A 25259-nucleotide genomic window follows, 5' to 3' on the forward strand; every position below is an offset into this window, starting at 1 on the left:
AGAGGTAAACAGAGCCATGAAAACGGATGACCTGATTTCCATGCTTGCTGCGGGTGAGCCTGCAATGGACAGGCTGGCCATGGCCAAGCGTTTCGCCCTGGCACTGCTCGTCGGCGGTGTCGCGGCAGTTGTGCTGATGGCGTTGTATTTCGGGGTGCGGCCAGACCTGGCCGAAGTGGCGCGCACACCGGTGTTCTGGGCCAAGCTCGCCTTGCCCGGGAGTCTCGCCCTGGGCTCGTTGTGGCTTTCCACGCGCCTGGCTCGGCCGGGTGTCGAAGGCGGTGCGGCCTGGGCGTCGCTGTGTCTGCCCATCATCGTTGTGTGGCTGGCCGCGATAGCGGCCCTGTGGCAAGCACCGACCGAGGCACGCATGCCCATGCTGCTGGGCATAAGCTGGAAAGAATGCCCATTCAACATCGCGATGCTTTCCGTGCCGGGTTTTATCTCGGTGTTCTGGGCCTTGCGTGGCCTGGCCCCGACCCGTCTGCGCCTGGCAGGCGCAGGCGGCGGCCTGCTTGCCGGCTCCACCGCAACCCTGGCCTACTGCCTGCACTGCCCGGAAATGGAGGTACCGTTCTGGGGCGTCTGGTACCTGTCCGGCATGCTGCTGCCCGCCCTGTTCGGCGCTATCGTCGGCCCCTACCTGCTGCGCTGGTAACGAACCCGCCCGGCGCACACCTGCTGCCGGGCCAGGGCGCCGGGGCTGCGCAGGCGCGATGAACACGGCGGCAGGGCTTGAATGACGCCGCCCCTTGGGCTCACCCTTTGCACCTGCCAGAAACCACCACCCACCCGCAGGAACCCCGATGCAACCCACGCCTCCCCAGCTGATCCGCGAAACCTTCCCCGTCGGGCCTTTGCAGTGCAACTGCAAAGCCTGGCGTCATGCCGGGGCCTTAAAGTACAGCCTGTAAGCGTTAAATCCCTTTATTTCCCTGGGCTGCGTCGGCGCTCTCGATAATCGTCGATCACGCTGAATCATCATTATTCACAGCTTCAGTGTGACAAAAGTGTGCCATGGTGGTTGCGCGGATGACTGCCAATGATTAGTCTGAATACGAACGCGCCGGCGAGGTACGAGAAATGCCCTGGCCTGAGGCCCCCCACTATCTGTTAATGGTGTGGCAGCCGATGAAGGTTAGCAGGGTCCCTCGGCCCGGCACCGTGGCAGTAGTAAGCGGACGAGACTGTCACGGAAGAAAGGATGCCCTCTCTCGGGGGTAATCGCCTGATTGACACCAAGCTACCGGCATTGATGGGGCCGGAAAATAATCGGCGCGGTGCGGAGGAAAGCGTGGGCGACTGTGGGTACAACCCCGCGTCTGGATGATCGCATCCTGGAACTGAAGCAGCAGTTCCACTTGCTCAATCACCAGCGCTGCCGTGGACCCATCCAAACCTGACCTTCTGGTCGGGCGAGGATGAATCATGTCGCTCGAAAAGCTTCTCACCGTTACTGATCTCGCTGAGATCCTAGGCCGGTCTACCGGCACCATCAAAAACCAGCATTCAAAGAATCCCTCGCGCTTGCCTCCTGTTTGCCGCATTCCTGGTGCAGGCAGACTATTGTGGCGTCGTGCGGATGTTGAGAGTTGGCTGCAGCTGCATGTTGTTCAACTCGACTTAATTGACTCTGCTGGGCCTGTCGCAAAACGAAAGCCTGGTCGACCTCGGAAGTCCGAGCGAATGACTCAGCGAGGAGGCACTTATGCATAAGTGCCATAAGGTCACAAAGTCCAATAGCCTGATCGCAGCAAGCTATAGATTAACTCTCAATGAACATCGCCTAGTCTTGGCTGCTATTAGTCAGATTGATCCCAGAAAACCGTTACCTCGTCCTATTCGGGTTTGCGCTCATGATTTTGCAGAGTTGTATGATGGGGTTTGGGGAGCAATGGAACAGAAAGTGCACTTAAGCCCTACCAGCGCCGTTCAGAGCCTTCTTCCCAGGCATCGGCTTCGATAAAGCAGTTGCGCATGTCGGCTTCCTGGCTGATCTCGGTCAGCAAGTCATGCACGGTCTTGTCCAGCTCATCGTCGCTCCGATACGGAATGGCCAGTTCGTAGTTGCCCGACTCCAGCCGTTTCATACTGTAGGGCTCCAAGCAGTAGCGCTCGATATTTTCCTTGGCCCGTTTCCGGCCGCGAACGAACTTGCTGTTGTTCACCACCGCCAGGCGCAGCGTGACGGTGGCCACCTGCTCGGCGGCGGGCTCTGCCGGCGACGCGACATTGCGTTGCTGACCTCGCGGCTGGGCGCTCTTCTGGTGTGCGCCGATCTCAACACCACGATGGCGCAGGTAGCTGTACAGCGTGCTCTTGGAGATGTGTAACTTCTCGCCGATGGCGCTGACGCTCAGGCGGCCCTCGCGGTACAGCGTCTCGGCCGCCATGGAGGTGGCCTCGGCCTTGGCTGGGAGGCCCTTGGGACGGCCACCGATCCGGCCCCGCGCCCGCGCGGCCGACAAACCCGCCTGAGTCCGCTCGCGGATCAGCTCGCGCTCGAACTCGGCCAGCGAGGCAAACAGGTTGAACACCAAGCGACCTTGGGCGTGGGTGGTGTCGATTGGGTCATTCAGGCTCTGCAAGCCGACCTTGCGCTCTGCCAGCTCGCCGACCAGCTCGACCAGGTGTTTGAGGGAGCGCCCGAGGCGATCCAGCTTCCAGATCACCACGGTGTCGCCCGCTCGAACATGGGCTAGCAACTTGTCCAACTCCGGCCGGGCGCTTTTCGCGCCGCTGGCGATGTCTTGATAGATGCGTTCGCACCCGGCCTGTTTCAGGGCATCGACCTGGAGGTCGGCGTTCTGATCCCGAGTGCTCACCCGCGCATAACCGATCTTCATCAAAAGTACCGTTTACTCGACTACGTTAGTAATAGTTGAACTTTGATTAAGCGTACCAGTTATTTGAACCGTAGCGCAGGTAGGTTAACCAGCCGATTCCTGTCCACTTAAAGTTCGGCAAAACGAAGGTTTTTTTGAACCATTGCATAGCCCTTTGTGATTGGCGTATAAACACACAAACACCTACTAGCGGGGAACGCCATGAATACGATTCGCTGGAATGTCGCCGTCTCGGCCGACACCGACCAGTCGCTTCGGATGTTTCTGGCCAGCCAGGGCGGTGGCCGGAAAGGCGACCTGTCGCGCTTCATTGAAGAGGCGGTGCGGGCCCACATCCTGGAACTGACGGCCGAACAGGCCAAGGCCGCTAATGCCCATCTGAGCGAGGCAGAGCTGACCGAAGCGGTTGACGAAGCGCTCGACTGGGCACGTAAGCGCTGATGCGGGTCGTGTTGGATACCAACATCCTGTTCAGCGCACTGATCTCGCCGCATGGCGCGCCCGATGCGATCTACCGTGCCTGGCGGGCGGCGCGTTTCGAGGTAGTGACCTCGCGGATGCAGCTCGATGAAATCCGCCGAGCCAGCCGCTACCCCAAGCTCCAGGCCATCCTTCAGCCCGCCAAAGTGGGAGCCATGATCAATAACCTGCAACGGGCTGTGGTACTGGAGCGTCTGACCATCGAGGTCGAAGCCGATGATCCGGATGACTCGTTTCTGCTGGCCATGGCCCTGGCAGGCGATGCGGACTACCTGGTGACCGGTGATCGCCGCGCCGGCCTGCTGCAACGCGGGCACATCGAACGCACGCGGATTGTCACGCCCGCCGTGTTCTGCGCCGAGGTGCTGTGATCGATGCCGGTCGGTTTTCTGACCCAGGAGCAACGCGACGGTTTTGGCCGCTATGTCGATGCCCCCAGTCGTGAGGAGCTGGAACGCTACTTCCACCTGAGCGACGACGACCACAAAATCCTCCTACCGCTGCGCGGCGAGCACAACCGCCTTGGCTACGCCACCCAACTGACCAGCATCCGCTACCTGGGCACTTTTCCCGACGACTTTTCAGCCGTCCCCCAAGAGGTGCTGCAAGCGCTCAGTCGCCAGTTAGGCATTACCGATCCAACTTGTATCCTGGCCTATGCCGAAACCCGCCAACGTCAACGTCATGCCGCCGAGATTCAGGAGCGTTACGGCTATCGGGTGTTTGCTGATTCCAGCGTCGGCTTTCGACTTGCCCGCTGGCTGTATGCGCTCTGTTGGACAGGGACAGATCGTCCTGGCGAGTTGTTCAATCGGGCGACGACCTGGTTGCTGACGCACAAGGTTTTACTGCCCGGCGTCACCGTTCTGGAACGGTTCATCGCCCAACTGCGCAGCCGGGTCGAAGAACGCCTCTGGCTAACCCTTGGCCGCAGTGTGAGCGAGGCGCAACGGCAGCAGCTACAGGACTTGCTGCTGGTCGCCGAAGGCAACCGCAGTTCCCGGCTGGATCAACTGCGCTCCGGCCCGGTGATGGTCAGTGGCCCCGCACTGATTCGGGCGCTGCGCCGGCTTGATGACGTGCGCGGCATCGGCATCGCCTTGCCAGCGGCGGCGCACATCCCGCCCAGCCGTATCGCGGCCCTGGCTCGCTTCGCCAACACCGCCAAGGTCACGGCGATCAACCGGCTGCCGGCGTCGCGGCGGATGGCGACACTGGTGGCGTTCGCCCTGTGCCTGGAGGCCACCGCGCACGACGACGCCCTGGAGGTCCTGGAAGCGCTGTTACGCGACCTGTTCAGCAACGCGGAGAAGGCCGACAAGAAAGCCCGCATGCGCAGCCTGAAAGACCTGGATCGCTCGGCGGCGACGCTCGCCGCCGCGTGCAAGGTCGTGCTGGACAGCTCAATCAGCGATGACAACGTGCGCGCCCGGCTGTTCAACGACCTGCCGAGGGCCTCGCTGGAGAAAGCCCTGGAAGATGTCAATGCGCTGATCCGCCCGGTTGACGATGTGTATTTTCTCGCCCTGGAGGCGCGCTACCGCAGTGTGCGCCGTTTCCTGCCCGACCTGCTCAAGCACATCCGCTTCGGCTTCAGCCCGGCCGGCAAAGGCGTGGTCGCCGGCCTGGATTGGTTGCAGCTGAACCTGCCCCGCCGGAAACCGGAGGATGACGCGCCGCAGGAGATCGTGGCCAAGGCTTGGCAGAAGCACATTACCCGCGAGGATGGCTCCCTCGACATGGGCGCCTATGTGTTCTGCACGCTCGATGCGCTGCGCACGGCCCTGCGCCGGCGCGACGTGTTCGTCTCGCCCAGTTGGCGCTATGCCGACCCGCGTCTCGGCCTGCTCGACGGTGCCGAATGGCTGGCGGCGCGGCCGATCATCTGCCGCTCGCTGGGCCTGACCATTGACGCCGGCACCACCTTGGATGCGCTGAGCGCCGAGTTGGATGCGACCTGGCAGGCGGTCGCGGCCCGCCTACCCGACAACCCCGCGATCCAGCTGAGCGAGAACGCCGAGGGCAAGACCGAGCTCTCGCTCGGCACACTGGACAAGCTGGAGGAGCCGAACTCGCTGCTGCAACTGCGAGCAGCCGTGGCTGATCTGATGCCGCGTGTCGATCTGCCGGAAATCCTCTTGGAAATCGCCGCTCGCACCGGCTTCGCCGAGGCCTTCACCCATGTGTCCGAGCGCAATGCGCGGGCCGACAACCTGGTCACCAGCCTCTGCGCGGTGCTGCTGGGTGGGGCCTGCAACACCGGCCTGGAGCCGCTGATCCGCACCGACAATCAGGCGCTACGCCGCGACCGGCTGTCCTGGGTCAGCCAGAACTATATCCGTGACGACACGCTGTCAGTGGCAAACGCCATTCTGGTGGGGGCGCAGAGCCAACTGGAGCTGGCCCAGGTCTGGGGCGGCGGCGAGGTCGCCTCCGCCGATGGCATGCGCTTCGTGGTACCGGTGCGCACCGTGCATGCTGGCCCCAACCCGAAGTATTTCGGCACCGGCCGGGGCGTCACCTGGTACAACTTGATTTCCGATCAGTTCTCCGGCCTCAACGCCATCACCGTGCCCGGCACCCTGCGCGACAGCCTGGTGCTGCTGGCCGTGGTGCTGGAACAGCAGACCGAGTTGCAGCCGACGCAGATCATGACCGACACCGGGGCCTACAGCGATGTGGTGTTTGGGCTGTTCCGCCTGCTCGGCTACCACTTCAGCCCGCGCCTGGCCGACGTCGGCGGTACCCGTTTCTGGCGCACGCGCCCGGAGGCGGATTACGGCAAACTCAACGGCCTGGCCCGGCAGTCGGTCAAGCTCGATCTGATCGCCGAGCACTGGGACGACCTGCTACGCCTGGCCGGCTCGCTCAAGCTCGGCCGAGTGCCGGCCACCGGCATCATGCGCACCCTGCAAACAGGGGATCGTCCCACCCGCCTGGCCCAGGCGCTGGCTGAGTTCGGTCGCATCGAGAAGACCTTGCACACCCTGACCTACATCGACGACGAGTCCAAGCGCCGCGCCACCCTGACCCAGCTGAACCGGGGCGAAGGCCGCCACAGCCTGGCCCGCGCCGTGTTCCACGGCAAACGCGGCGAGCTGCGCCAGCGCTACCGCGAAGGCCAGGAGGACCAGCTCGGCGCCCTCGGCCTGGTGGTGAACATCATCGTGCTGTGGAACACCCTCTACATGACGGCGGCCGTAGAACGGCTCAGGCAGCACGGCTACCCGGTGCTGGAGGAGGATGTCGCGCGGCTCTCGCCACTGATCCACGAGCACATCAACATGCTGGGCCGTTACTCCTTCGCGGTGCCGGAAGAGGTTACCCGCGGCGAACTGCGGCCGCTGCGCAATCCGGACGACGACCAGTAGGTGTAACGGCCTGGGTTCGAAATCGGCCGGGCACCGCACTCGATGCCACTTCCAGCTCAGACGGATTGCGACTGACGGAGTCCTCGGGCTCACGCTTTCTGCGACCAGCAAGAGCCACTTTTCCGGTGCAGCGCGAATTAGCCGTCCTGACGGGTACTGACCTTTTGTGTGCAGGGGTGATCAGGCTCGGATGCCGCCCTCTTATCTGCTCGCGACATGAAACGCTGATAGCACTCCAGGCCACAGAAGTGCACGACATACTCGGAACCTTCCGGCGTCAGTGCGGCGTCAAGGGGAATGTCCTTGCAGCATTCGCAGCAGCTGATGGTGGAGGTGTTGTTTGTGTTCATGATGGGGGTTCCTCCATCGTCCAAGAAAACCTAGCAACGCTTTCCCCCCGTGACTGAGCGCCGATCGACCTGCAGCCTCCCTGCCCAACTCGGCAGTGGTGGTCGCGCCGTGCTCCGAGCGGGTCACGGTCGCTTCCGAAAGGCCTGCAATGCCGCTCGCAGGAAGAGGATGAAGAAAACCGCCAGCACGAGCGTCGCGAGGCTCCACTGCTCGCTGACGAACGCGCCGGCCGCTGTCCCCGAAAGCAGCAATGCCAGCACCGGCAGATGGCAAGGGCAGGTGAGCGCGGCGAGCACGCCCCAGGTGTAAGCACGCCAGCGGAAGACCTTGCTTGACTCAACGTGATCGGCGTTACGCATAGGCAGAACCTTCGCCGGCGCAATGAGTCAGCCCGGCCAGCTGGGTTGCCACTGCGGCTAAGGCCGCCTGCCGTGCCGTGACTAGCCGGAGCAGGCACTCGACGCAGCCGATCAAGTCGGCGCCATCGTCCGCATCGAGCGCCCGGCAGAGCCGTGCCAATTCGTCGAGCCCGATACCAGACTCGAAGGCGGCGCGCACGAAGCGCAGACGCGCCAGGGACCGCTCATCGAAAATGCCGTAACCGCTCTCCGTGCGCCGCGCGGGGTGCAGCAAGCCACGCAGCACATAGTCGCGCACCACATGCACGCTGACGCCCGCGTCCTCGGCCAGTCTGGATATGGTGTAGGCATTCATCACCGACACTCCCGGTCTTCCCCGCAAACTAGGGCGCTCAGATATTTCCTTCCGGCTAGGCGTTCAGGTAGCCAGATGAGCAATGGCGTAACCCCTAGTGCCAGGAGCAACCACAGCCGGGAGTGATACTCGCCGTTTGGGGCAAACCCATAAGCCAGCAGCGCACCCAGCGCGAGCATCAGGAAATACGGCCCGGTGATGTAGCAGTGAAGGCGGCGACAGCGCGCGGCGTTGACCAGGCAGGCGCCGCCCATCACGAGTAGCGCGGCGCTCGCTGCCAGGAACAACGCAGGGCGTCGATCCGCCAGAACAAGCGCTATGGTCGCCACGACGGCAGGCAGCCCCCATAAGCTGATTACCTGCCAGGTCTTGCGCAGGCTGTCGCGACTGCCGAGATCGCTTGCCGTGTCGTTCATGCTTCAACCTCGCGCGCTCATTACCCGGCGCAGCAGGACAGCTGCTTGACGTCCTTGGCGAAGGTTTGCGCCGCGAGCTTCAGCCCCTCGACCATCGTCAGGTAGGGGAACAACTGGTCGGCCAGTTCCTGCACCGTCATCCGCGCCCGGATGGCGATGGCGGCGGTCTGGATCAGTTCGCCCGCCTCCGGGGCCACCGCCTGCACGCCGATGAGCCGTCCGCTACCTTCCTCGATGACCAGCTTGATGAAACCCCGCGTGTCGAAGTTGGCCAGTGCGCGTGGCACGTTATCCAGGGTCAAGGTGCGGCTGTCGGTCTCGATGCCGGCGTGGTGCGCCTCCGCTTCGCTGTAGCCCACGGTGGCCACCTGCGGATCGGTGAACACCACGGCCGGCATGGCGTCGAGATTGAGCTTCGCCTCGCCGCCGGTCATGTTGAGCGCCGCACGGGTGCCTGCGGCCGCCGCCACGTAGACGAACTGCGGCTGGTCGGTACAGTCGCCGGCCGCATAGATATCCGGGGCACTGGTGCGCATGCCCGAGTCGATCTGGATGGCACCGCGTTCGTCCAGCTTCACGCCGGCGCCTTGCAGATTCATGCCTTGGGTGTTGGGCGTGCGGCCGGTGGCGACGAGTAGTCGGTCGGCATGCAGCTCGCCATGATTGGTGCTCAGGATGAACTCGCCGTCGACGTGGGACACCTGGCTGGCTTGCGTGTGTTCCAGCACTTCGATGCCCTCCATACGGAAGGCTGCCGTCAGCGCTTCACCGATGGCCGGATCTTCGCGGAAGAACAACGTGCTGCGTGCCAGGACCGTGACCTTGCTGCCCAGCCGGGCAAAGGCCTGCGCCAGTTCCACCGCCACCACCGAGGAGCCGATCACGGCGAGCCGCTTAGGAATGGTGTCGCTCGCCAGCGCCTCGTCCGAGGTCCAGTACGGGGTGTCCTTGAGTCCGGGAATCGGTAGAACGGCCGGGCTCGCGCCGGTGGCGATCAGGCAGCGGTCGAAGGCGACGATGCGCTCGCCGCCCTCGGCCAGTTCCACGCTGAGCGTGCGGCCGTCCTGGAAACGGGCGGTGCCGCGTACCAGGGTGATCGCCGGCGTGCTCTCCAGAATGCCTTCGTACTTGGCGTGGCGCAGTTCGTCGACACGACCCTGTTGCTGGGCGAGCAACCGCTCGCGCAGGACGGTCAGGCTCGTGGTGGACAGTCCGGCGTCGAACGGGCTCTCGCGCCGCAGATGGGCCACATGCGCGGCGCGAATCATGATCTTGGAGGGCACGCAGCCAACGTTGACGCAGGTGCCGCCGATGATGCCGCGCTCGATCAGGGTGACGCGCGCACCGCCTTCCACCGCCTTGAGCGCGGCCGCCATGGCGGCGCCACCGCTGCCGATGACCGCCACGTGGAGCCTGTCGCCATCTTTCCCGGCGCCAATGCTGCCGCTCAACCAGCCCCGCGCCTTGTCGAGCAGGCCTGAGCGGGTAGGTGCCGTGGCGTCTTCGAACGCCGCTCGATACCCCAGGGCCTCGACGGCGGCCTGCATCTGTTCACGGCTTACGCCCTCGTCGACCTTCAGTTCGGCCTTCCCGCTGGCGTAGGAAACATCCGCCCGATGCACGCCGGGGATCTTCTCCAAGGCCTCTTTCACATGCTCGACACAGGAGGCGCAGGTCATGCCGACGATTTGTAGTTTGGTCATAGTGTTATTCCTTCATTTTGGCGGAGTCGGACAGGACGTCGGGGAGCAACGGCGGTGGGCGGGCGACACGAGATCCCAGATGGACACCCCAAACATGAGGGCCAGGCCGATATAGAGCAGCCAGCCGCTCCGCCAGCCGTGAGCCAGCATCAAATACACCGCTATCAGCACCAGGGCCGGGCCGATCAGGCCAGGCGCAGCGCGTCGCCACTGCCGGTGACTGAACCCGCCGAGGGCATTGACGAGCAGGGCCAGCCCGGCAAATAACGGCAGCAGCGTGGTGATGAACAGGCCTTCCCACTGGCTCAGAAAGCCCAGACCGATCGCGGCCCCCAGACCGGCAAGGGCGGGGAAACACGAGGCACAGCCTATGGCAGAAATCAGCACGCCAACGGACCCGGCTTTGTCACCGATCCGCGTGAACAAATTGAAAGGGTTTGCCATCGGAATGCCCGCCTACTGCTTGACGCTGGACGGGTAGCCGGCGTCCTCGGTCGCCTTAGTCAGCGCCTGGACATTGGTCTTGGCATCATCGAAGGTGACGATGGCCTCGCGGTTCTCATAGCTCACCTCGGCCTTGGTCACGCCCTCGACCTTGGTCAGCGCCTTCTTCACCGTGATCGGGCAAGCGGCGCAGGTCATGCCCGGCACCGCCAGAGTGACGGTCTGCGTGGCCGCCCAGGCAGGTGCGGCGACTAGGGTGGCGAGGGCGAAGGATGCAAGCAGTTTTTTCATGGCGGACTCCTGATCAGTAGAACAAGGGAAGGATGTAGGGGAAGCCGAGCGCGACCAGCACCAAGGCCGTTACCAGCCCGAACAGCAGCTTGTAGGTGGTGCGTACCTGGGGCACGGCGCAGACCTCACCCGGTTTGCAGACTTGAGCCGGGCGGAAAATGCGTCGCCAGGCGAAGAACAGCGCGACTAACGCCGCACCGATGAAGAGCGGGCGGTAAGGTTCCAGCACGGTCAGGTTGCCGATCCAGGCCCCGCTGAATCCCAGTGCGATCAGAACCAGCGGCCCAAGACAGCAAGTCGAGGCGAGAATCGCCGCAAGCCCCCCGGCGACAAGAGGGGCGCGCCCGTTTGATGGTTCAGACATGCATTTCTCCTTTCGAGCATGTGAGCGATGGTTTAAGGTTACTTCCGTAGTCAAGTACGGAGTCAAGCAGTATGGAAAACACTGTGGAAAGCCTGACCATCGGCGCCTTCGCCAAGGCGGCCGGGGTCAACGTGGAAACCATCCGGTTCTATCAACGCAAGGGGCTGTTGCCCGAACCGGACAAGCCCTACGGCAGCATTCGCCGCTACGGCGAGGCGGACGTGGCCCGGGTGAAATTCGTCAAATCCGCGCAACGACTGGGCTTCAGCCTCGATGAGGTGGCCGGGCTGTTGCGATTGGATGACGGCGCTCACTGCGACGAAGCGCGCGTGCTCGCCGAGCAGAAGCTCGAGGATGTGCGGGGGAAACTCGCGGATCTGCGGCGGATCGAGTCGGTGTTGGCGCGGCTGGTTCACGATTGTTGTGCGAGCCACGGGACGGTTTCCTGTCCGCTGATCGTTTCGCTGCAGGGGGAAAAGGAACTGCGCTGACTCCGCGCGTTAACCGAGGATTTCCCGATGCGTGAGGCACCTCCGGGGTCGGCTTGCGCTTGGCAAAACAGCGGCGCTCATTGAGCGCCGCTGAATGGCCAAAGGAGCACTTGCATAGGCCACAGGTTAGTACTGCATCAGCAGCTCATGTTCTACTTTGCAGGCGGACAGCCGGGCTGCGCCTCGACCCGGCCAGCCGCCGTGGCCCCCAGTTGCTCAATCTTCTTGGCGGTTTCCGCCACCAAGGCCGCCTCAGCCTTGTCGCGCATAGCGGCGATTCGCTCGATTGAACGGTCGCTCCCGCTCTCGGCCCATACGGTGGATGACAGCAGAGTCGCACCAACTATCAGCAGTAGTCTTAGGTATTTCATAACAGCCTCCTCTCGGGTTTTCTACCCACGAGCCGACTCTATCTCCGTAGTTAAGTACGGAATCAAGGAGAGATGGAGATGAAGGTCCTGGATTATGGCGCTGAGAGGAAATGGCAGGGCTTAAGTGCACTTTCTGTTCCGTTGCTCCCCAAACCCCAATCTCGGCTCGCCCGCCGCCCTGCGCTGCAGGTAAATGTAAACACGAGCAAGCTGCATGGATTTCTGGTGATTACCCACAACTCCGACGATACCGGCTACAAAATCCTGCTCCAGGACAAGGGCCACTCGGTACCAGTCAAAACGGTCGACAATGTCATCGTGCGTAAACTTGCCGCCACACTCGTTGAGCTGATCGATGACGGCACCAAGCGTGTCGAAATCCCTTCGCAGGGCCTGGCTACGAATGCTGTCATCGCAGGGGACTACCTGCTCAGTTCTTGAACGTTCCACCTGACCCACCGTTCGCGGTGGGTTTTTTATTGGGCGCTGCAAAGCATTCCCTCAGACCAAGATGAGGGTATACAAATGACCACTACCGTACAGTTCAACCACAGCTACAAGCCTCGCGGCCGCATTGTGTTTCGCCTAACCGGAGGAGGGGAGACGGCACTTGCCGGCGTGCTCCACTTCGACCCTGCCTTTGAAATCGCCGAGGGGGCCAGCTACCTGGCGCGAATCGGCGCCAGTGGGTTTGAGGTGTTCGATACTGTTGTCGACGCTGATCTACCTGCGGACCTGGCGCCCTACAATATCGATTACCACCTGCGTGCTTGCATCTGGCGGAAGCCTGTTGCCGACGGCACCCTAATGGTGAGATTCATCCGACAGTGGGCTGGCTGCCAGAGCTGGCTGGTCTATAGTTGCGCACCAGCGTCACCGATCAGCGCGGGTGCTTATTCGGCGACCGGCCATGCTTGGTTCGATGTGACAAGGTTCGAACTCTCGCCCATCGCTGCACCGGCAGAAGAGGTGGGCCTAACCATGGCACAACTGACGACCATTCCCCCGGTATGGCCCGATTCGGATCGCGTACATCACGCGTTGTGCGCTATCCCTTTAAGCTGGCGCCCAGACTACCTGGCGTATTCGAAACTGCAGGTCGCCCTCGGCCGTGGTGAATTGAGTCGAGAGGAGTTCAAGGCACATGTGCTCAACCACGAGCGGCTGAGGCACCTATGGTCGAATCCTGGTGATGATTACTTAAATTACCTGGTGCACCTCGATGACCTGGGCGGCGTCCAGGAGGTTGGGCCGTACAACAGCCAGCAATTGCTTGAACGCAAGGAGCGGAGCCGTATGGCAATGCTCGCTGCACGCTGAAGGCAACGCTACCGACCGGCCCTTGAGGCCGGTTTTTTTTCGGGCACAAAAAACCGCTGACCTAGGTGGCCAGCGGTGGGGTATTGCGTTGGTACCTCATGCAGCAAGATTGCGCGTCTGGAAAGTCACGTGGTCCATACAGGCAAACAAGCTTTGCGCTTTCTGCTGGAATAGGCACAGGGCGATTTGCTTGAAGTCAGTTTCTTCATCCCTGCTCGGTGTTGATTCGAAGGAGAAGGTGACGGTACCGCCGTATTGGCCTCGGTTGTACAGCACCTCGATGTCAACCAGCGCAACGAGGCGGCCGCCTCGTTTGATGTGCCGTCCCTCGAACTTGTATTGCTGGTGCCGTAACAGGTCACGCCCCATCTCCACGGAGATAGGTTTAATCGTCGCAGCACCATCCTTCAGCAGGGTGATTTCGAAAACCTGCAGTGCCTCCTTCATGTCGAGCGCGCATTCCACAAACTCAGTGAGCTTGGGATGCAGGCCGAGTGAAGCCAGGTGTGTGCCGTTTTCGCGGATGACCCAAACGTATCGACCGCCGACCGTCCCAGTTTTGGTGAGGTGGAGCAGGTCAAACTGGTAAAAGTCTTGTTTGAATCCACGCAGAAGGCAGTCATCAGCCTCAACGATGGCACGCATTTGCTCAAACGCTGGTTGGAATTGCATAGGGTCTCTCCTAGAAAGGCTTTTCATGATGCAAGGAGATGTCCCACAGGCATGTAGAAGGTGGATTGTAGGGCTGTGTGGAGCATCCCCTGAAGTCAGTTAAACAACCAACTACCTGGTGCCCCTCATGAACGATCCAAAAAGCTCCCTACAAGCGGTGGAAAGCCTTCTCAGTGCCGTCAACGCGCACGCCCGAGACCTCAACGACAAAGTATTACCTCCTGATGGGGATAGCTACAACGAGCTCTTGCACTTGGTCACTGATCAGTTGAATGCGATTTTGGGCGCTGCCCAGGGCATCACTGCTGATCCTGCACCTGACACAGCGAGCGCTGTAGCTAAAGCGACTCAGGTGTGTGGTTCTCCTGTTGCCATCGTGCTGGATGCCATCGTCGGCCGGCTCTCCCTAGGCAATCTCCGGTCAATTCTCCAGGCCTATGAGTGCTGCACCCAAGAGCAGCTCAACGGTAACGCAAACTCGCAGCAAATCGCTGGAAAAGCGCTCTCTGCAGCTATTTTGCGGGGTGTCGAGTCGATGGTCGCAAGTGATCGACAACACCTTGAGCTACTGCTGGCGCCGCAAGCGTGAGCAGGTAACCCCACAGCCCGGCATTTGCCGGGTTTTTTTTCGCCCGCAGGATGAGCGTGCTTCACTGCTGGCCCCAGATGAACATGGTGTACAAAGAAAACTAGCCTTATGTTTACGCGTTAAGTATCGATATGCTCTAAGATGCATGACTCAATTGCTGCAAACACACAATGGCGCCGGAGCCTTAGGGAGGGACCCAGCATGTGCAATCGGAATCTGATTGAAGAATGGTCGTGGGATGGATCATCGATCGACGGCATCAAACGCTTTGCTGCCGAGCTCGGAATCGGCCTGCAGAAATTCGTCGAGTCATTCTTCTGCGACGGATGGCCCGAGACAGTTCCAGAGCCGTACCGCGGGGTTGTTAAAGGGCCGATCAGTCGAGATTTCACGCAAGGGGAAAATAGCCTGGCAGGCCACCAAAACTACACCCACATCCTTGCAATCGACCTTGCCGGCGCTGCACTCGTGATGGATATCACCGGCTGCCTGTACACCGATGGGGAAATACAAACCCTGGTCGAGCGCCCAGCGGCAGACGCGCTGGCCAAGGTGGACGAGTACCGTCTCGGAGGGTCTGCATATCGCCCGGAGGTGCGCGAAGCATGAACTACTTGGAACGTGCAGCAGACGACGCAGGCTATCCCAACCTCGACTTTGAAGATATGTATCAGAAGGGCCTCGCGTGCTTTCAGTGGGGCCTACCAAGGCCGTTGGTTCGCCAGGCATTCAAGTACGCATGTGCAGGGTGGACTGAGCGAGACCGCCCGATCTTGATGTGGCATGTCCGTGCATTCGTCTATGGGTTGTCCGGCCGCTGTGACGGGGGAATTCGAAAGCGCCTTGCGCCGGAGGACTACCAATGGCCAGTCCCCCCCGATCCGTCCTGGGAGCTTGTGGTGTGCACCTATCCCGACGGCACTTGTGAGCTTGACCTGGTTCATCCAGTGAGCGGCCGATTCTGGTCCGAGGACAACGGTTTTTTCGAACTCCCCACCGAGAAACGCACGTTGATGAACCCTATGTGGTTCAAGTCCATGGGTTTTGACGTAATGCACATGCAGCCGGCGCTGCAGGTCCGTATAGGCGACCCTAAAAGACCCCATCTGAAGCTGGTGTGATGTAGGGACCAGAGGACCTAATCGCACCCCAGTTCCATTGACCTAGGAGATAACCGCTATGACCGATCAAGTGATGCACATTTTCGCGCCCGACCAGTCCAAGATCACCCCGTTCATTACCAAAGTGGAGATGCTATTGGGCGGGATACCTCAGGTGATGTTCCCTGACGGCACCCTACAGTTCGCTGATCAGGACCAGCGGCCAGTGATTCTATTTTCGCCGCGGTTACCCGAGCCTGAGCTGGAAGAGTTCTGCCGCCTCAACATCAAGATGTACGAGCAGCATTACCAGCAGCACAAGGAAGCCATCGACAATTTTGAGACCCGGCCTATCACGCAGTTTTGGTGATGCCCAGACCGTTGCCAGGCGGGTGGGCTAACCCAGCGGGCCAACTCGCCGTTGCAGCACTCGATCTTCCCAGGTCCATGATCCCCGATCGCGCCATTGCCCGGATTTACCGCTCTGTGTTGCACATCTCCGGTTATACAGCCAACAGGAGATTTCCCAATGCAACATTTTCAAAAAGCAGCAGTGGACCGCACCGATCGTCAAGCGATGATCAGCTTCCTGGCTGGCCATTATCGCTATGACACCATGAACTCTTGGAACCGCGCCACGAGCTACGCTCACTGCGTGAAGATCCATGCCCTTGGCCTGGATCGGGAGCAGACAGAGAAGGCCTTTGAGCTGCTCAATGTCGACTACTGGGATGACTTGTCTCTGGTGATCGAGGACTTCGTCGTGGAAATGAATGGCGAGTTCACCATCAGCAGTAATGGCCGATCGAGCGGGTATCTGGTGCTCATGAAAAGCCAATGGGAATCCACCGGCTATCAGTCCTACTGCAAAAGCTGCTCTCAGCGCAATTACCAAGCCTGTACCGAAGGTAACAATCGCTGCGGTCGCTGTGGCGCCGAGGGTGATGCAGGTCGTTTAAACTTCCAGCATCCACCCAAAACGCTTCGTGTCTCTGGCCAGGCGTTGGACCAGGATGAAGACTTCAACGAATGGTCTCTGGACCAGCTCGCGAACCGAGTAGAGGTCGTCGAGGCATTTGACAATGCTTGTGACAGTATCCGCTCAACCTTCATCGACATGCTGAGCCTGAACGTCGTCGAAGAAACAGTGCTCATTCCGCAGAAACGCTATGTGCTGAAGTCGGCATAGCACCTACGAACGCTCCATCCGCCGCTGGTCTTCGGACTGGCGGTTTTCTTTTGCCCAAAGAAAAGCCCCGACACATGGTCGGGGCGGGTAGAGCGTTATACCTCCTCGGCATCAGCCTCAGGGTCTGCGATCAGCCGCAGCAAATCAGCGACAGGCAGAGAGCAGAGCTGGCGCATGTCGTCGTTCATGTCTTCCAGTCGTTGACGCAGGCCCTGGAGCAACTCGTGGAGCTGCTTTTTCTCCAGAAGGTTGACCGCCATGACCAAGACTCGCCATACCAGCTCGGATTCTTCATCGAGAGTGTCGGTGCGTTTGCGAAGATCCGCGAAGAAATCGAGGATCTCACTGCTGTCCAGGTGGTCGTAGACGCAATCCGGACTCCAGGTGACCTCGGTACCGTAATCAGCCGCGAGCGCAGCCGTGACCTGGTCACGCAGTTGCGGCATCGAGGCCCAGTCCCATACGCCGAGTTGCGCGGCTTTGGTGAGTGTTTCCTGGACGGTGTTCAGCGTTGCAAGCATCTGCGGGAAGAGCAACCGTCGGACTGACTTCGAACCTTCCCAAACAGCTACCTGCAGGGCATTTTGCATGTTGGTTGGAGAGGACCCACGGCGATTAGCTTCCAGCAACAGCTCACGGAGCAAGGCATCGAGCTCGTTCGGCGTGCTGCAGTCGGGTTTGATTGTTGTCGTCTGCAGTAATTGCAGCGTGACCTCGCGGCCGTGAGCATCCAGGCAGTGGAACGTGTCGTCGACCCAGCGGCCAGCCGACAGTGCCTCAGCAGTGATCAGCGTCTCGCAGTTGCTCGACCACAACAGGCGAAGCAGGATGACTGTCGAACCTGATTGCTCGACCTCCGCAGTGCAGCGCGTGGTAAGCCCGGGCAGCGTCAGCTGCACGTGGGAGGCGCTGTGCAGCAGGTTGATGAAGCTGATGAGCGATACGTTGTTCATGGCGAACTCCTGAAAGTAGTTGAACTTGCCCTCAGGGATGCCACACACGCACGAATACCCCCCTCCCTTGTTCTGTGCTCTTGAAGCCGCCGGTCCCTCTCGGCCCGCAAAGCCGGCGCCAGGCACGCCCCCATTCTGTCAGTGAAAAAACCAGGCGAGTACAAATGTTCTCCACTACACTTCACCGACATGCAATTAACAGTCAGAGCAGGCCGACCTAGCTCCCGTCCATCCTGTACCTCCGGAGTCGCCCATGAGCGCTACTGAAGACCTCTTCAAACCTGACAGTCCTTCTTGGAATGAACGGCCTAAGGAGACATTCGACCACTGGATCAGCCAGCAAGCGGGCAGAGGAACCTCAGCCCGCATTCGAATATCGTCCGCGGAGGTCTATCGCTCGCAGTGGGGCCGGTTTGTCGACTGGATTGAGCAAAAGAGCATTAAATTAGACGAAGTGGATGCAAGCGATATTTCAGACTTCCTTGATAGCCTAACCCCTGAGATCGAGAAGAACGAAAAGCGAGTTAACAATAGGCCGCAGCGCGACCGGTACCGCAAGCTAATACAACGAGTGTTGGCCGACCTGTTCAAGGAAAAGGAAGAGCCAGGTTTCCTCAACCCGGCGGCGCAGGCGTTGAGGGCTGAAGGGGTCAAATGGAAGGATGTCGACGGCAACCTGCCTACCAGCTTTCTGCGGCCCCAGGAAGCCGAGCTGCTGGCCAATCACCTGGTGGCGCCGCTGACGGCACAGAACGAGCGGGGGCGGTGGCGCGAGGCGCGGGATCGGGCGATGGTGGGTCTGTGCGTGGGGGCCGGGCTCAAGGTGCAGGACATCGTCGGCCTGACTGTTAATTGCATCACCCCGCAAGCCGCCCCATGGATCACCCTTTCCTATGCGGATTCGAAGTTCGAGCACCGGACCAAGCCGTTTGACTACGCCGCCCGGGCGCTGGCCACCTGGTTGCACATCCGCCAGCAGGCCGGTACCGAGGGCGACCTGGTATTCCCCAGCGACATCACGCCGGTGATCAAGAACGGTCGCAAAATCACCTCGATCAACCCGTCGACGGTGAACCGGATCACCGAGGCCGTGATCGTCGAGTCTGGGGTGAAGGCCATTCGCGATCCTGAGCATCGAGCTAGCCCGCAGACCCTGCGTAATACGTTTGCGGCTGAGCTGTTCGAAAGAGGGGAAACGCCGGCCCTGGTGGCGGAGTGGATGGGCTTTGCACAGCCCGTGTCGGCCGAGAGGCTTTATGAGTCCTGGAAGCTGTGGCGGCAGACCATCAAAGGCACAGAACAAGGGGAGTAAGTGGGCTAGGCAGAGGCGTGACCACCTCCGCCCAAAGGGCAGCAGACGCTTACGCGGACTGAGGAGCCTCGGCCTCCACGTCGCACACGCTGATGTGCACGTGGCCAACGGCAGAGGCATTCAGAGCGATGCGGACTTCGCGGCAAACATCCTCATAGTAGGCGTCCCGCACTTCACGGAAGGCCGAGAACAATGTGAAGAGGCCAATCATAGGAACTAGCAGGTATCGCGCCACCTCAATGATTTTGGTCAACCCCGCAGTGATCTCAGCAGGACTAGCAGACTGCAACGCAAAAAGTGCTCTGGTGACTGCTTCGGGCTCCAACAATGTCGCAAGCAGCACTAAAGCGAAAACGGCCGTTGGCAAGGCTGCAAGGGCTCCGCGCAGGGTTCGAGTCAAGGCGCCCATCACAACGATCAGGGCTTTGACGTACGTCCGAGGATCTCGCCGCACGCGGCTTCGCATCTCCTGGTACTTCTCCATCGAGAGAGAACCCACCCCTACACCGTTGACCTCCACCGTGACTTGCTTCTCGCTCATGCTCATATCCTGTGCTCCTAGTGGGGATTATTGGTCGGCCGCATGGCCAACCTGAGCAGGATAGCATTTAGATACAGTCGGTGTATGTGTTCGTGTTATAGCATCTAGGCCCAGGCCCAGCGGGTGAGACGCGCCTGATTCACGAACGCCAGAAACCACAAGGCCCACTACGAAGTAGCGGGCCTTGTGGTCGCAAGTTCAACCTTTCGGTTGATTTTCCCAGCCTTTCAGGAGATTGGGTCGGTTGAGGCTTGTTCGCCTACATGGGGCCTATTAAACACTGGTTTCGCTGGCAATGCAACATGGAACTATAAAAATATGCGAACGAGCGGTCAGAGCGCCAGAAAGCCCGTAAATACGCCGTTTCCGTTGGGTATCGAGGCCAGAGGGAGTGCCTAACTACCCTCCACTCGACCCGCGAGATACTCACAGTATCGGAATGGACAAACTGAATGCATGCATTCAGAATCATGTGGCGTATAGGTACGAGTTATTGACCGCGCGAGCGCGACTTCCGCCTCAACCCAATAGGGACAACGATGGCCACCATACTCTCACACGACCAGCAGCAACGCCGGGAACACACCGAGCTCATCATGCAGCCTATAAGCCGAGCCAAGCCTCCAACCATCAGCAAAGAGTCGACGCTCTGCGAAGTATTCATCAAAGAGTTCAACCAGATCAAAGGATGGACGTGTTATCCAGAGGCTGCAGGGTTCGATGTGCTGGTGGTCAACGACGACGGCCGCCAGATCGGTGTCCAGGCAAAGCTCTCGCTGAATGCCAAGGTCGCTGAACAGATCCTTCCCAATCAAGGCGACGACTTTTGGGAAAGTCCGGGCCCAGATCACCGCCTGGTCATCGTCAGCAAAATCACCGATGCCAGTGCTGGCATTGCCAAGATGCTCCGTCGGCTTGGAGTCAAAGTACTCTGCCCATATGAGTCATGGACAGCACAAGGCTACGTGCACACGTTCGGACTTGATCATCGGCTCTTTTATGCAGAGGGCAGCGCAGGCTCTGATGAACGTATGTTCGATTGGTGGCCCTCAGTGCGCTGCCGTGTACCGGCCATCGTAACCTCCTTGCCGGCTGGAGTTCCAGCCCCGGTTCGACTCACGCCATGGAAAGAATCGGCACTGAAAGTGGTGGTCCTGATGCGTAAGCAGGGATTCATCACGGCCAAGCAAATCGCATCGTTCGGAATAGGCGTCACCGCATGGACCCAGCCGGCCGGCAGCAAGAGACCCTGGCTCGCTAAAAGCCAAATCCGCGGTCAGTGGGTGGAAACTGAACACATGCCCGGCTTCGACAAGCAGCACCCTGATATGTACGCCAAAGCGCTTGCCGAGTACGAAGCCGAGGCGGCGAAATTACAGCTGATAGCCCCAGCAGCAAACTGAATGACTGATGAGAGAAAGCATGAACTTTGAAACCCGAAAGAAAAAGCTAATGGACATAAGGAGGTGTGCGCTGGACATGCAGAACGGGACCCTTCCACCGTCCATGATGGCAAGCCTTCTCGCCTCTATTTCCACTGCCATCATTGTCGGAGTCATCATGAAACAGGACCCACTTTTGGTAGTAGGCACCAGCCTTGTGGTTGCCCTGCTGGTTTACTTTCGAGCCCCATTTTCTAAGTCGTGGGCCGAGGCTCTTGATAACCGGCTAACCGACTATGAGCCAATCGACCATGAAGCGTACGCCACTTTTCACCATGCGACACGTGAGCGGGGCGGCCTCGATCTTCCTGCGGTGTTCAGTTGGATAGAGCAGGAAATGACTGCTCTCTCCGCTATCACACCGAAAGTCCCAGATTGCGCAGCCCACAAGTTCATCAGCAAGCCAGTCAAGCCAGTGGCCAATGATCGCAGCCAGGAATAGCAGGCTATGAGCGCTCTTAGCTCAAGGCACTTGTCGTTCTAATCAGGTTCACCATAGGCCGGCCTAAGGAACGGCTGCCAATTCTCGGCTCCCTCGATGTCGACGGCCTGGCCCGCAGCGGAAATTTTAAAGCTCAGTTTTCGCTTATCGGCCACCAGAAGCCCCCTGTTTGCTAGTCCTCGGGCAATGCCAAGCACGACCAGGAGAGGAGGGTAATAACTTCGCCCGATCCATGGCTCAAATGGGTCCAAGAATTCGTTTGGCTGCTGTTGCCCCTGGTAAAGAATGCGCAGGGCAGTGAGCGACATCGGCTTGCTGGCAGGGTCAATTTTTGGTTTTTGCATAGGCAAGCCTTTCAGCACTCTGGCGACCCTCCTGCCATCAGTTGTAAGCCTGACATAAAGAGACATGAGATCGCCCAAACCGATCAGCCGGTGATCCGTGTTCAGCAAGCCGCGGCTTTCCAGGGAATGCCACGTTGAGCCGGCGCCATGACCGACCAGTTTCATCTCCGCGAGCGCGTACCGTAACGGGCCATCGTACGTCATTCTTCGGACCCGACCGTCAGGACCATATTCCAGCCACCGCCATTGGCTCGCTGGCGCAGAGCCTGGCCCAGAATTCGCCTGCTCGGCCCGCTGATCTTCGTCATACGCCACCACGAGGTAGGCACGCTGGCGCTCGTTGAGCGACTCAGCGATCTCGGTTATTCGGGTGATCAGCTTTTCCTGGGCCATGATGCTGCTGAAAATTTGGGCACTTCCTTAACTTAAGCACCGCCGCCGAGCTTTGCCTTGCCGGGCGATCGCCGGCCTGGCCGAACGCGTATACACCACTGAATCACAACCACCGTCTCAAACCGGGGCAGCTTTATAGCTCGATGCACACCATCTCCGGAGACCAGGTCACCCGCATAGACCTGCTTTTCCAGGAGATCAGTATGTCCAAGCAAATCCAAGCAAATCAAACTGCAGTTCTGGTCGCTGACCGTGAGCAAGGTACGATCCTCGCCGCACTTCGCCACTACCAGGAGTTCCTCCGAAGTGGGGCGTCAGCTGCTCCGGGCCTGCTTGATATCGCAAGCAATTCCGGTCAGCTCACGCCCCTGTCGACCCAAGAGATCGAAGTGCTGTGCGAGAAAGTAAATTTCGGGTCGACCCTCAAGGAGCTCGAATCGTTCGTCGCCAACGCAAAAGCTAAGTGAAGGGTGGCGGTATGCATCCGATCATTGAAGCCTCGCGGCTTATGAAGGGCGCGCAGATCACGCGGAAAGCAGCGGTACATGCCAATGGGGGGACTATCTTCCTCTGGGAGCTCTCAACTGGTGACACCATTGAGACCATACGTTCAACCCATGGCTTCAGTTCAACCGCGTTGAAGGCCATCCCCTTTATCGATCGCGTCAATTACTACAGCGCCATGCGTGGCACCAAGGTAACTGGTAGCTACCAGCTACAAGCTTAGAAACGCTCCATCCAACCCGGCCATGCGCCGGGTTTTTTCATGTGGGTTTATAGAGAGCTGAGACTCATCTCCCGAGGCAAGTTCAACGCCTTACGGCAAGACAAGTGCCCTGGCACACCTCACATGAAAGGAGCAGGCAATGGCCACTCTCACCGCAGTTCAAGCGAAGAAGAAAATCGATGATCACCTGTTGAAAGGGGCGGGCATCTACGCCTACCACCCGAAGCTGGGATGTCGCTACTTCAAAGCACGTGTGTCAGGCGAAAAGCTGGAGGTCTGGGACGGATTCAGTTGGTTCGAGGTACCTCGCGAGACGAAGTTCAACAACGGCCATGGATCCGCGGGTGACCTGTTCACTTTTTGATTTGCCAGCAAAAAACGCCTTTCAGGAGAAACACATGAACACCCGCACCCCTATCGCGAAAATGGGCAAGAACATCAATGCTGCCGAAGTCGAATTTAAAGTCGCCCGCAGTTTTTACAAAGTAGAAGTCCCTGCCGGTACCCGCTGCTGCTACCTCGCCGGCGGAACCAACGGAGGACGCTGGGTCGTTGACGACCTGTCTTTCCTCAATCCGAACTCTGCCGTGTACCACGATGCGGACCACTACGGGATTCCGGTTCCAGAAACCAACGTAATTGAGGATCCACGCCGGACGTGAGTCGGCTGGACTCTTGCGAGTTCTCCAACTCTGCATAACTGCTTCACCCGCCCTCGAATCTATTGGTTCGGGGGTTTTCTTATGCCACCGACTGTTCCCAGGAGCTGGGCGCCGTATGAAGTGCCCCTTCCTCCGCCAGCATCTCGGCGCCTTCGCGCTCGATCGCTCCCGCAGTAGATACCTCAGGCGTTAGCGGCAGCTGGCAATCACCGCACACCAGGTTGAACTGGTCGCCGCCGAGCACAGATTTGTTGCAGCCAGCACATGTGTATTTCGTTCTGGCCCAGACTTTTTTTTGCGCGCTTCGGCGGCCAGCACCAGCAGGCCCGGCCGCACCCGCCAGATTGATGTTCAGCCCCTGATCGTGAAGCTCGCGGATGAGGAGGCTCAGGCCCCCGCCTTCGAGAAGGTAGTGCGACACCTTCTGCCCGATCACTTGGCCACCAGGCAGGCCGGTACTGGACGGCTGCAGACCGATCTCGACCATTTTATCGGCCCAGACCTGGTCGTGGTAGGCCCGCCGCGGGGGCTGTCCGGAGTGCTGCCGGTACTGATGACAGGCTTGATGCGCCAGCGATTCGATCATCTTGCTGCTCGAAAGGTGCGCCCCAACGGCGATTTGGTCCAAGGCCGGGCAGAGCTCCCCGCTCGGAAGAGCGCCAGGCCGGTAATGGCCTTCAGACCCTTGGCGTGTCGAGAATCTGATTTCACAGCCAGGTAATGACCCGGAAAAGAAGCGCTCATTGATTGCCTGATAGGCGTGGTGCAGTTGCTGCAACGGGTGAGATGGCGGCTTTGCGGTATCCATAACTCTCTTTTAATACTCGCTGCGTATAGTCACGAGTTGTCGGTATTGCTAGTATATGGTCACACGTACACATAATTCTACCGGCACCATTTATAAATCTGAGGTAACCGATGAAAAAGCTCGTTGTCGCTATCGCTCTCGCCAGTTGCTCGCTGGCTGCATTCGCCCAGGCCGAGTCGCCTGCACCCGAGGTTGCTCAGGCCCCTGCCGCAGCCACCGCTCCAGCAGCTGCGGCAGCGGCGCCAGCTGCTGACATCGAGATCATGACCGTGCTCAACACGCTCAAGGGCAAATACCCCTCCACCAACTTCACCAACGTAGAGCGGGCGCCGATCGATGGCCTCTACGAAATTACCATGGGCAAGAACATTGCCTACACCGATGCCTCAGGTCGCTACCTGTTGTTCGGCAGCGTTTACGACATGCAGACTCGCAAGGACCTGACGGCACCCAAGCGAGCTGCAGCTGAGAAAATCGACGTTTCGAAGTTTCCGCTGGCAGACGCGTTCACTCGCGTAAAGGGCAACGGCTCCCGCAAGCTCTATCTGTTCTCTGATCCTGACTGCCCGTACTGCAAGAAGCTGGAAACGGAGGTCCTCAGCAAGTTGGACAATGTCACCATTTACACCTTCATGTATCCGCTGGAGTCGCTGCACCCGCAGGCTCGCGCCAAATCTGAATCGGTCTGGTGTCTGCCTGAGGCTGGCCGTGCTGCTGCATGGGAATCCTTGGCGCAAGGCACCCAGCCGCCGGCGAAGAAATGCGATAACCCAATCGAGCGCAACATCGCGCTGGCCGAAAGCATTGGCTTCCAGGGTACTCCCGCCATGGTGAGCGAAGACGGTCGGAAGATGCCGGGGCTGGTATCGGCCGAGCGGCTCGACGCCTGGCTCAACGGCGGTTCCTGATCTCCCGCCAACAGT

General features: G+C 59.9%; 37 protein-coding genes. 22 read left to right on the plus strand and 15 right to left on the minus strand.

Translation table 11 applies throughout. The annotated features are described in order from the left end of the window. Positions 1 to 16: 16 nt before the first annotated feature. The 3 genes from APH36_RS22970 (at position 17) to APH36_RS31140 (ending at position 1966) form a co-directional block, all read left to right on the plus strand. Positions 17 to 658, plus strand: a complete 642-nt coding sequence (locus tag APH36_RS22970) for a DUF1109 domain-containing protein (RefSeq protein ID WP_021703084.1) — start codon at positions 17 to 19, stop codon at positions 656 to 658. Positions 659 to 1428: 770 nt separating this feature from the next. Beyond that, positions 1429 to 1716, plus strand: coding sequence for an AlpA family transcriptional regulator (locus APH36_RS33280; RefSeq protein WP_073656513.1), 288 nt, complete (start codon positions 1429 to 1431; stop codon positions 1714 to 1716). Continuing rightward, a complete protein-coding gene (locus APH36_RS31140; protein ID WP_079392336.1) occupies positions 1709 to 1966 on the plus strand; it encodes a replication initiation protein in 258 nt (85 codons plus the stop codon). The genes APH36_RS33280 and APH36_RS31140 overlap by 8 nt, the downstream gene beginning before the upstream one ends. On the opposite strand, the gene APH36_RS22975 is transcribed toward APH36_RS31140, so the two are convergent. After that, the gene (locus APH36_RS22975) at positions 1920 to 2846 is read right to left on the minus strand and encodes a recombinase family protein (protein WP_004574516.1); all 927 of its coding nucleotides are present in this window, start codon (positions 2844 to 2846) and stop codon (positions 1920 to 1922) included. The two genes, APH36_RS31140 and APH36_RS22975, sit on opposite strands and share 47 nt — an antisense overlap. Before the next feature lie 201 nt (positions 2847 to 3047). On the opposite strand from APH36_RS22975, the gene APH36_RS22980 reads away from it, so the two are divergent. The 3 genes from APH36_RS22980 to APH36_RS22990 are packed head-to-tail and all read left to right on the plus strand — an operon-like array spanning position 3048 to position 6697. Continuing rightward, positions 3048 to 3287, plus strand: coding sequence for a ribbon-helix-helix domain-containing protein (locus APH36_RS22980; RefSeq protein WP_004574517.1), 240 nt, complete (start codon positions 3048 to 3050; stop codon positions 3285 to 3287). Further along, complete coding sequence (locus APH36_RS22985) at positions 3287 to 3697, plus strand: putative toxin-antitoxin system toxin component, PIN family (RefSeq protein ID WP_004574518.1); 411 nt, start codon at positions 3287 to 3289, stop codon at positions 3695 to 3697. Before APH36_RS22980 ends, APH36_RS22985 begins: the two co-directional genes overlap by 1 nt. A 3-nt stretch (positions 3698 to 3700) precedes the next feature. After that, positions 3701 to 6697: a Tn3 family transposase gene (locus tag APH36_RS22990; protein ID WP_004574519.1), complete on the plus strand. Its 2997-nt coding sequence runs from the start codon at positions 3701 to 3703 to the stop codon at positions 6695 to 6697. Positions 6698 to 6834: 137 nt separating this feature from the next. Here the strand turns inward: APH36_RS22990 and APH36_RS22995 are convergent, their stop codons facing one another. The 8 genes from APH36_RS22995 to merT form a co-directional block, all read right to left on the minus strand. After that, positions 6835 to 7047, minus strand: coding sequence for a DUF3330 domain-containing protein (locus tag APH36_RS22995; RefSeq protein WP_004574520.1), 213 nt, complete (start codon positions 7045 to 7047; stop codon positions 6835 to 6837). A 123-nt stretch (positions 7048 to 7170) separates the two neighbouring features. Continuing rightward, a complete protein-coding gene (gene merE, locus APH36_RS23000) occupies positions 7171 to 7407 on the minus strand; it encodes a broad-spectrum mercury transporter MerE (RefSeq protein ID WP_004574521.1) in 237 nt (78 codons plus the stop codon). Beyond that, positions 7400 to 7762, minus strand: a complete 363-nt coding sequence (merD, locus tag APH36_RS23005; protein ID WP_004574522.1) for a mercuric resistance transcriptional repressor MerD — start codon at positions 7760 to 7762, stop codon at positions 7400 to 7402. The genes merE and merD overlap by 8 nt, the downstream gene beginning before the upstream one ends. Further along, a complete protein-coding gene (locus APH36_RS23010; RefSeq protein ID WP_004574523.1) occupies positions 7762 to 8178 on the minus strand; it encodes a hypothetical protein in 417 nt (138 codons plus the stop codon). The genes merD and APH36_RS23010 overlap by 1 nt, the downstream gene beginning before the upstream one ends. 20 nt (positions 8179 to 8198) lie before the next feature. After that, positions 8199 to 9881 carry a mercury(II) reductase gene (merA, locus tag APH36_RS23015; RefSeq protein WP_004574524.1) on the minus strand — a complete coding sequence of 561 codons (1683 nt, stop codon included), beginning with the start codon at positions 9879 to 9881 and terminating at the stop codon, positions 8199 to 8201. A gap of 12 nt (positions 9882 to 9893) precedes the next feature. Further along, positions 9894 to 10325, minus strand: coding sequence for an organomercurial transporter MerC (merC, locus tag APH36_RS23020; RefSeq protein WP_004574525.1), 432 nt, complete (start codon positions 10323 to 10325; stop codon positions 9894 to 9896). A 12-nt stretch (positions 10326 to 10337) separates the two neighbouring features. Continuing rightward, on the minus strand, positions 10338 to 10616 hold the full coding sequence (gene merP, locus APH36_RS23025; RefSeq protein ID WP_004574526.1) for a mercury resistance system periplasmic binding protein MerP: 279 nt from the start codon (positions 10614 to 10616) through the stop codon (positions 10338 to 10340). Positions 10617 to 10629: 13 nt separating this feature from the next. Next, a complete protein-coding gene (gene merT / locus APH36_RS23030) occupies positions 10630 to 10980 on the minus strand; it encodes a mercuric ion transporter MerT (protein WP_004574527.1) in 351 nt (116 codons plus the stop codon). A 71-nt stretch (positions 10981 to 11051) separates the two neighbouring features. Here merT and merR point away from each other — a divergent pair, with 71 nt between their 5' ends. Continuing rightward, positions 11052 to 11471 (plus strand): Hg(II)-responsive transcriptional regulator, encoded by a 420-nt coding sequence (gene merR, locus APH36_RS23035; protein ID WP_004574528.1) that lies wholly within the window; start codon positions 11052 to 11054, stop codon positions 11469 to 11471. Between the two features lie 152 nt (positions 11472 to 11623). Here merR and APH36_RS31795 read toward each other — a convergent pair whose 3' ends face one another. Next, the gene (locus APH36_RS31795) at positions 11624 to 11842 is read right to left on the minus strand and encodes a co-regulatory protein PtrA N-terminal domain-containing protein (protein ID WP_004574529.1); all 219 of its coding nucleotides are present in this window, start codon (positions 11840 to 11842) and stop codon (positions 11624 to 11626) included. A gap of 78 nt (positions 11843 to 11920) precedes the next feature. Here APH36_RS31795 and APH36_RS23045 point away from each other — a divergent pair, with 78 nt between their 5' ends. Next, on the plus strand, positions 11921 to 12283 hold the full coding sequence (locus tag APH36_RS23045; RefSeq protein WP_175442734.1) for a hypothetical protein: 363 nt from the start codon (positions 11921 to 11923) through the stop codon (positions 12281 to 12283). Between the two features lie 84 nt (positions 12284 to 12367). Beyond that, positions 12368 to 13162, plus strand: coding sequence for a hypothetical protein (locus APH36_RS23050; RefSeq protein ID WP_023383752.1), 795 nt, complete (start codon positions 12368 to 12370; stop codon positions 13160 to 13162). Between the two features lie 96 nt (positions 13163 to 13258). On the opposite strand, the gene APH36_RS23055 is transcribed toward APH36_RS23050, so the two are convergent. Continuing rightward, positions 13259 to 13834 carry a hypothetical protein gene (locus tag APH36_RS23055; RefSeq protein WP_023383753.1) on the minus strand — a complete coding sequence of 192 codons (576 nt, stop codon included), beginning with the start codon at positions 13832 to 13834 and terminating at the stop codon, positions 13259 to 13261. A 127-nt stretch (positions 13835 to 13961) separates the two neighbouring features. Between APH36_RS23055 and APH36_RS23060 the strand changes: the two genes are divergently transcribed. The 5 genes from APH36_RS23060 (at position 13962) to APH36_RS23080 (ending at position 16712) form a co-directional block, all read left to right on the plus strand. Further along, a complete protein-coding gene (locus APH36_RS23060) occupies positions 13962 to 14423 on the plus strand; it encodes a hypothetical protein (protein ID WP_023383754.1) in 462 nt (153 codons plus the stop codon). Between the two features lie 201 nt (positions 14424 to 14624). Beyond that, positions 14625 to 15032 carry a hypothetical protein gene (locus APH36_RS23065; protein ID WP_023383755.1) on the plus strand — a complete coding sequence of 136 codons (408 nt, stop codon included), beginning with the start codon at positions 14625 to 14627 and terminating at the stop codon, positions 15030 to 15032. Then, the gene (locus APH36_RS23070) at positions 15029 to 15544 is read left to right on the plus strand and encodes a hypothetical protein (protein ID WP_023383756.1); all 516 of its coding nucleotides are present in this window, start codon (positions 15029 to 15031) and stop codon (positions 15542 to 15544) included. Before APH36_RS23065 ends, APH36_RS23070 begins: the two co-directional genes overlap by 4 nt. Before the next feature lie 58 nt (positions 15545 to 15602). Beyond that, complete coding sequence (locus APH36_RS23075) at positions 15603 to 15893, plus strand: hypothetical protein (RefSeq protein ID WP_023383757.1); 291 nt, start codon at positions 15603 to 15605, stop codon at positions 15891 to 15893. 159 nt (positions 15894 to 16052) lie between these two features. Then, entirely contained in the window at positions 16053 to 16712 is a 660-nt protein-coding gene (locus APH36_RS23080; RefSeq protein ID WP_023383758.1) for a hypothetical protein, read from the plus strand. A gap of 95 nt (positions 16713 to 16807) precedes the next feature. Here the strand turns inward: APH36_RS23080 and APH36_RS23085 are convergent, their stop codons facing one another. Further along, positions 16808 to 17665, minus strand: a complete 858-nt coding sequence (locus tag APH36_RS23085; RefSeq protein WP_004574800.1) for a hypothetical protein — start codon at positions 17663 to 17665, stop codon at positions 16808 to 16810. A 253-nt stretch (positions 17666 to 17918) separates the two neighbouring features. Between APH36_RS23085 and APH36_RS23090 the strand changes: the two genes are divergently transcribed. Further along, positions 17919 to 18977: a tyrosine-type recombinase/integrase gene (locus APH36_RS23090; RefSeq protein WP_023383760.1), complete on the plus strand. Its 1059-nt coding sequence runs from the start codon at positions 17919 to 17921 to the stop codon at positions 18975 to 18977. Between the two features lie 49 nt (positions 18978 to 19026). On the opposite strand, the gene APH36_RS23095 is transcribed toward APH36_RS23090, so the two are convergent. Beyond that, positions 19027 to 19518 carry a hypothetical protein gene (locus tag APH36_RS23095; RefSeq protein ID WP_175442733.1) on the minus strand — a complete coding sequence of 164 codons (492 nt, stop codon included), beginning with the start codon at positions 19516 to 19518 and terminating at the stop codon, positions 19027 to 19029. Positions 19519 to 20057: 539 nt separating this feature from the next. On the opposite strand from APH36_RS23095, the gene APH36_RS23100 reads away from it, so the two are divergent. Beyond that, entirely contained in the window at positions 20058 to 20921 is an 864-nt protein-coding gene (locus APH36_RS23100) for a hypothetical protein (RefSeq protein WP_023383762.1), read from the plus strand. 19 nt (positions 20922 to 20940) lie between these two features. Then, entirely contained in the window at positions 20941 to 21402 is a 462-nt protein-coding gene (locus APH36_RS23105) for a hypothetical protein (RefSeq protein ID WP_023383763.1), read from the plus strand. 38 nt (positions 21403 to 21440) lie between these two features. On the opposite strand, the gene APH36_RS23110 is transcribed toward APH36_RS23105, so the two are convergent. Continuing rightward, positions 21441 to 22139 carry a hypothetical protein gene (locus APH36_RS23110; protein ID WP_023383764.1) on the minus strand — a complete coding sequence of 233 codons (699 nt, stop codon included), beginning with the start codon at positions 22137 to 22139 and terminating at the stop codon, positions 21441 to 21443. Positions 22140 to 22342: 203 nt separating this feature from the next. Here APH36_RS23110 and APH36_RS23115 point away from each other — a divergent pair, with 203 nt between their 5' ends. The 4 genes from APH36_RS23115 to APH36_RS23130 all read left to right on the plus strand — a co-directional run bounded on the left by APH36_RS23115 (position 22343) and on the right by APH36_RS23130 (position 23528). Beyond that, positions 22343 to 22606, plus strand: a complete 264-nt coding sequence (locus APH36_RS23115; RefSeq protein ID WP_041925797.1) for a hypothetical protein — start codon at positions 22343 to 22345, stop codon at positions 22604 to 22606. A gap of 11 nt (positions 22607 to 22617) precedes the next feature. Continuing rightward, positions 22618 to 22866: a hypothetical protein gene (locus tag APH36_RS23120; protein WP_023383766.1), complete on the plus strand. Its 249-nt coding sequence runs from the start codon at positions 22618 to 22620 to the stop codon at positions 22864 to 22866. A 139-nt stretch (positions 22867 to 23005) separates the two neighbouring features. Further along, on the plus strand, positions 23006 to 23230 hold the full coding sequence (locus APH36_RS23125; RefSeq protein WP_023383767.1) for a hypothetical protein: 225 nt from the start codon (positions 23006 to 23008) through the stop codon (positions 23228 to 23230). 34 nt (positions 23231 to 23264) lie between these two features. Beyond that, a complete protein-coding gene (locus APH36_RS23130) occupies positions 23265 to 23528 on the plus strand; it encodes a hypothetical protein (protein WP_060500574.1) in 264 nt (87 codons plus the stop codon). Positions 23529 to 23607: 79 nt separating this feature from the next. Here APH36_RS23130 and APH36_RS23135 read toward each other — a convergent pair whose 3' ends face one another. Further along, the gene (locus APH36_RS23135) at positions 23608 to 24336 is read right to left on the minus strand and encodes a hypothetical protein (RefSeq protein WP_041925798.1); all 729 of its coding nucleotides are present in this window, start codon (positions 24334 to 24336) and stop codon (positions 23608 to 23610) included. Positions 24337 to 24446: 110 nt separating this feature from the next. On the opposite strand from APH36_RS23135, the gene APH36_RS23140 reads away from it, so the two are divergent. After that, a complete protein-coding gene (locus APH36_RS23140) occupies positions 24447 to 25244 on the plus strand; it encodes a DsbC family protein (protein ID WP_023383770.1) in 798 nt (265 codons plus the stop codon). The last annotated feature ends 15 nt before the right edge of the window (positions 25245 to 25259 follow it).

This window comes from Pseudomonas sp. NBRC 111133 (genome assembly GCF_001320605.1).
GTDB lineage: Bacteria > Pseudomonadota > Gammaproteobacteria > Pseudomonadales > Pseudomonadaceae > Aquipseudomonas > Aquipseudomonas monteilii.

Bases quoted from the DNA above. Each gene is read 5' to 3' on its own strand.
- APH36_RS22970 (WP_021703084.1), top strand. From the start codon at position 17: ATGAAAACGGATGACCTGATTTCCATGCTTGCTGCGGGTGAGCCTGCA.
- APH36_RS33280 (WP_073656513.1), top strand. From the start codon at position 1,429: ATGTCGCTCGAAAAGCTTCTCACCGTTACTGATCTCGCTGAGATCCTA.
- APH36_RS31140 (WP_079392336.1), top strand. From the start codon at position 1,709: ATGCATAAGTGCCATAAGGTCACAAAGTCCAATAGCCTGATCGCAGCA.
- APH36_RS22975 (WP_004574516.1), bottom strand. From the start codon at position 2,846: ATGAAGATCGGTTATGCGCGGGTGAGCACTCGGGATCAGAACGCCGAC.
- APH36_RS22980 (WP_004574517.1), top strand. From the start codon at position 3,048: ATGAATACGATTCGCTGGAATGTCGCCGTCTCGGCCGACACCGACCAG.
- APH36_RS22985 (WP_004574518.1), top strand. From the start codon at position 3,287: ATGCGGGTCGTGTTGGATACCAACATCCTGTTCAGCGCACTGATCTCG.
- APH36_RS22990 (WP_004574519.1), top strand. From the start codon at position 3,701: ATGCCGGTCGGTTTTCTGACCCAGGAGCAACGCGACGGTTTTGGCCGC.
- APH36_RS22995 (WP_004574520.1), bottom strand. From the start codon at position 7,047: ATGAACACAAACAACACCTCCACCATCAGCTGCTGCGAATGCTGCAAG.
- merE (WP_004574521.1), bottom strand. From the start codon at position 7,407: ATGCGTAACGCCGATCACGTTGAGTCAAGCAAGGTCTTCCGCTGGCGT.
- merD (WP_004574522.1), bottom strand. From the start codon at position 7,762: ATGAATGCCTACACCATATCCAGACTGGCCGAGGACGCGGGCGTCAGC.
- APH36_RS23010 (WP_004574523.1), bottom strand. From the start codon at position 8,178: ATGAACGACACGGCAAGCGATCTCGGCAGTCGCGACAGCCTGCGCAAG.
- merA (WP_004574524.1), bottom strand. From the start codon at position 9,881: ATGACCAAACTACAAATCGTCGGCATGACCTGCGCCTCCTGTGTCGAG.
- merC (WP_004574525.1), bottom strand. From the start codon at position 10,325: ATGGCAAACCCTTTCAATTTGTTCACGCGGATCGGTGACAAAGCCGGG.
- merP (WP_004574526.1), bottom strand. From the start codon at position 10,616: ATGAAAAAACTGCTTGCATCCTTCGCCCTCGCCACCCTAGTCGCCGCA.
- merT (WP_004574527.1), bottom strand. From the start codon at position 10,980: ATGTCTGAACCATCAAACGGGCGCGCCCCTCTTGTCGCCGGGGGGCTT.
- merR (WP_004574528.1), top strand. From the start codon at position 11,052: ATGGAAAACACTGTGGAAAGCCTGACCATCGGCGCCTTCGCCAAGGCG.
- APH36_RS31795 (WP_004574529.1), bottom strand. From the start codon at position 11,842: ATGAAATACCTAAGACTACTGCTGATAGTTGGTGCGACTCTGCTGTCA.
- APH36_RS23045 (WP_175442734.1), top strand. From the start codon at position 11,921: ATGAAGGTCCTGGATTATGGCGCTGAGAGGAAATGGCAGGGCTTAAGT.
- APH36_RS23050 (WP_023383752.1), top strand. From the start codon at position 12,368: ATGACCACTACCGTACAGTTCAACCACAGCTACAAGCCTCGCGGCCGC.
- APH36_RS23055 (WP_023383753.1), bottom strand. From the start codon at position 13,834: ATGCAATTCCAACCAGCGTTTGAGCAAATGCGTGCCATCGTTGAGGCT.
- APH36_RS23060 (WP_023383754.1), top strand. From the start codon at position 13,962: ATGAACGATCCAAAAAGCTCCCTACAAGCGGTGGAAAGCCTTCTCAGT.
- APH36_RS23065 (WP_023383755.1), top strand. From the start codon at position 14,625: ATGTGCAATCGGAATCTGATTGAAGAATGGTCGTGGGATGGATCATCG.
- APH36_RS23070 (WP_023383756.1), top strand. From the start codon at position 15,029: ATGAACTACTTGGAACGTGCAGCAGACGACGCAGGCTATCCCAACCTC.
- APH36_RS23075 (WP_023383757.1), top strand. From the start codon at position 15,603: ATGACCGATCAAGTGATGCACATTTTCGCGCCCGACCAGTCCAAGATC.
- APH36_RS23080 (WP_023383758.1), top strand. From the start codon at position 16,053: ATGCAACATTTTCAAAAAGCAGCAGTGGACCGCACCGATCGTCAAGCG.
- APH36_RS23085 (WP_004574800.1), bottom strand. From the start codon at position 17,665: ATGAACAACGTATCGCTCATCAGCTTCATCAACCTGCTGCACAGCGCC.
- APH36_RS23090 (WP_023383760.1), top strand. From the start codon at position 17,919: ATGAGCGCTACTGAAGACCTCTTCAAACCTGACAGTCCTTCTTGGAAT.
- APH36_RS23095 (WP_175442733.1), bottom strand. From the start codon at position 19,518: ATGAGCGAGAAGCAAGTCACGGTGGAGGTCAACGGTGTAGGGGTGGGT.
- APH36_RS23100 (WP_023383762.1), top strand. From the start codon at position 20,058: ATGGCCACCATACTCTCACACGACCAGCAGCAACGCCGGGAACACACC.
- APH36_RS23105 (WP_023383763.1), top strand. From the start codon at position 20,941: ATGAACTTTGAAACCCGAAAGAAAAAGCTAATGGACATAAGGAGGTGT.
- APH36_RS23110 (WP_023383764.1), bottom strand. From the start codon at position 22,139: ATGGCCCAGGAAAAGCTGATCACCCGAATAACCGAGATCGCTGAGTCG.
- APH36_RS23115 (WP_041925797.1), top strand. From the start codon at position 22,343: ATGTCCAAGCAAATCCAAGCAAATCAAACTGCAGTTCTGGTCGCTGAC.
- APH36_RS23120 (WP_023383766.1), top strand. From the start codon at position 22,618: ATGCATCCGATCATTGAAGCCTCGCGGCTTATGAAGGGCGCGCAGATC.
- APH36_RS23125 (WP_023383767.1), top strand. From the start codon at position 23,006: ATGGCCACTCTCACCGCAGTTCAAGCGAAGAAGAAAATCGATGATCAC.
- APH36_RS23130 (WP_060500574.1), top strand. From the start codon at position 23,265: ATGAACACCCGCACCCCTATCGCGAAAATGGGCAAGAACATCAATGCT.
- APH36_RS23135 (WP_041925798.1), bottom strand. From the start codon at position 24,336: ATGGATACCGCAAAGCCGCCATCTCACCCGTTGCAGCAACTGCACCAC.
- APH36_RS23140 (WP_023383770.1), top strand. From the start codon at position 24,447: ATGAAAAAGCTCGTTGTCGCTATCGCTCTCGCCAGTTGCTCGCTGGCT.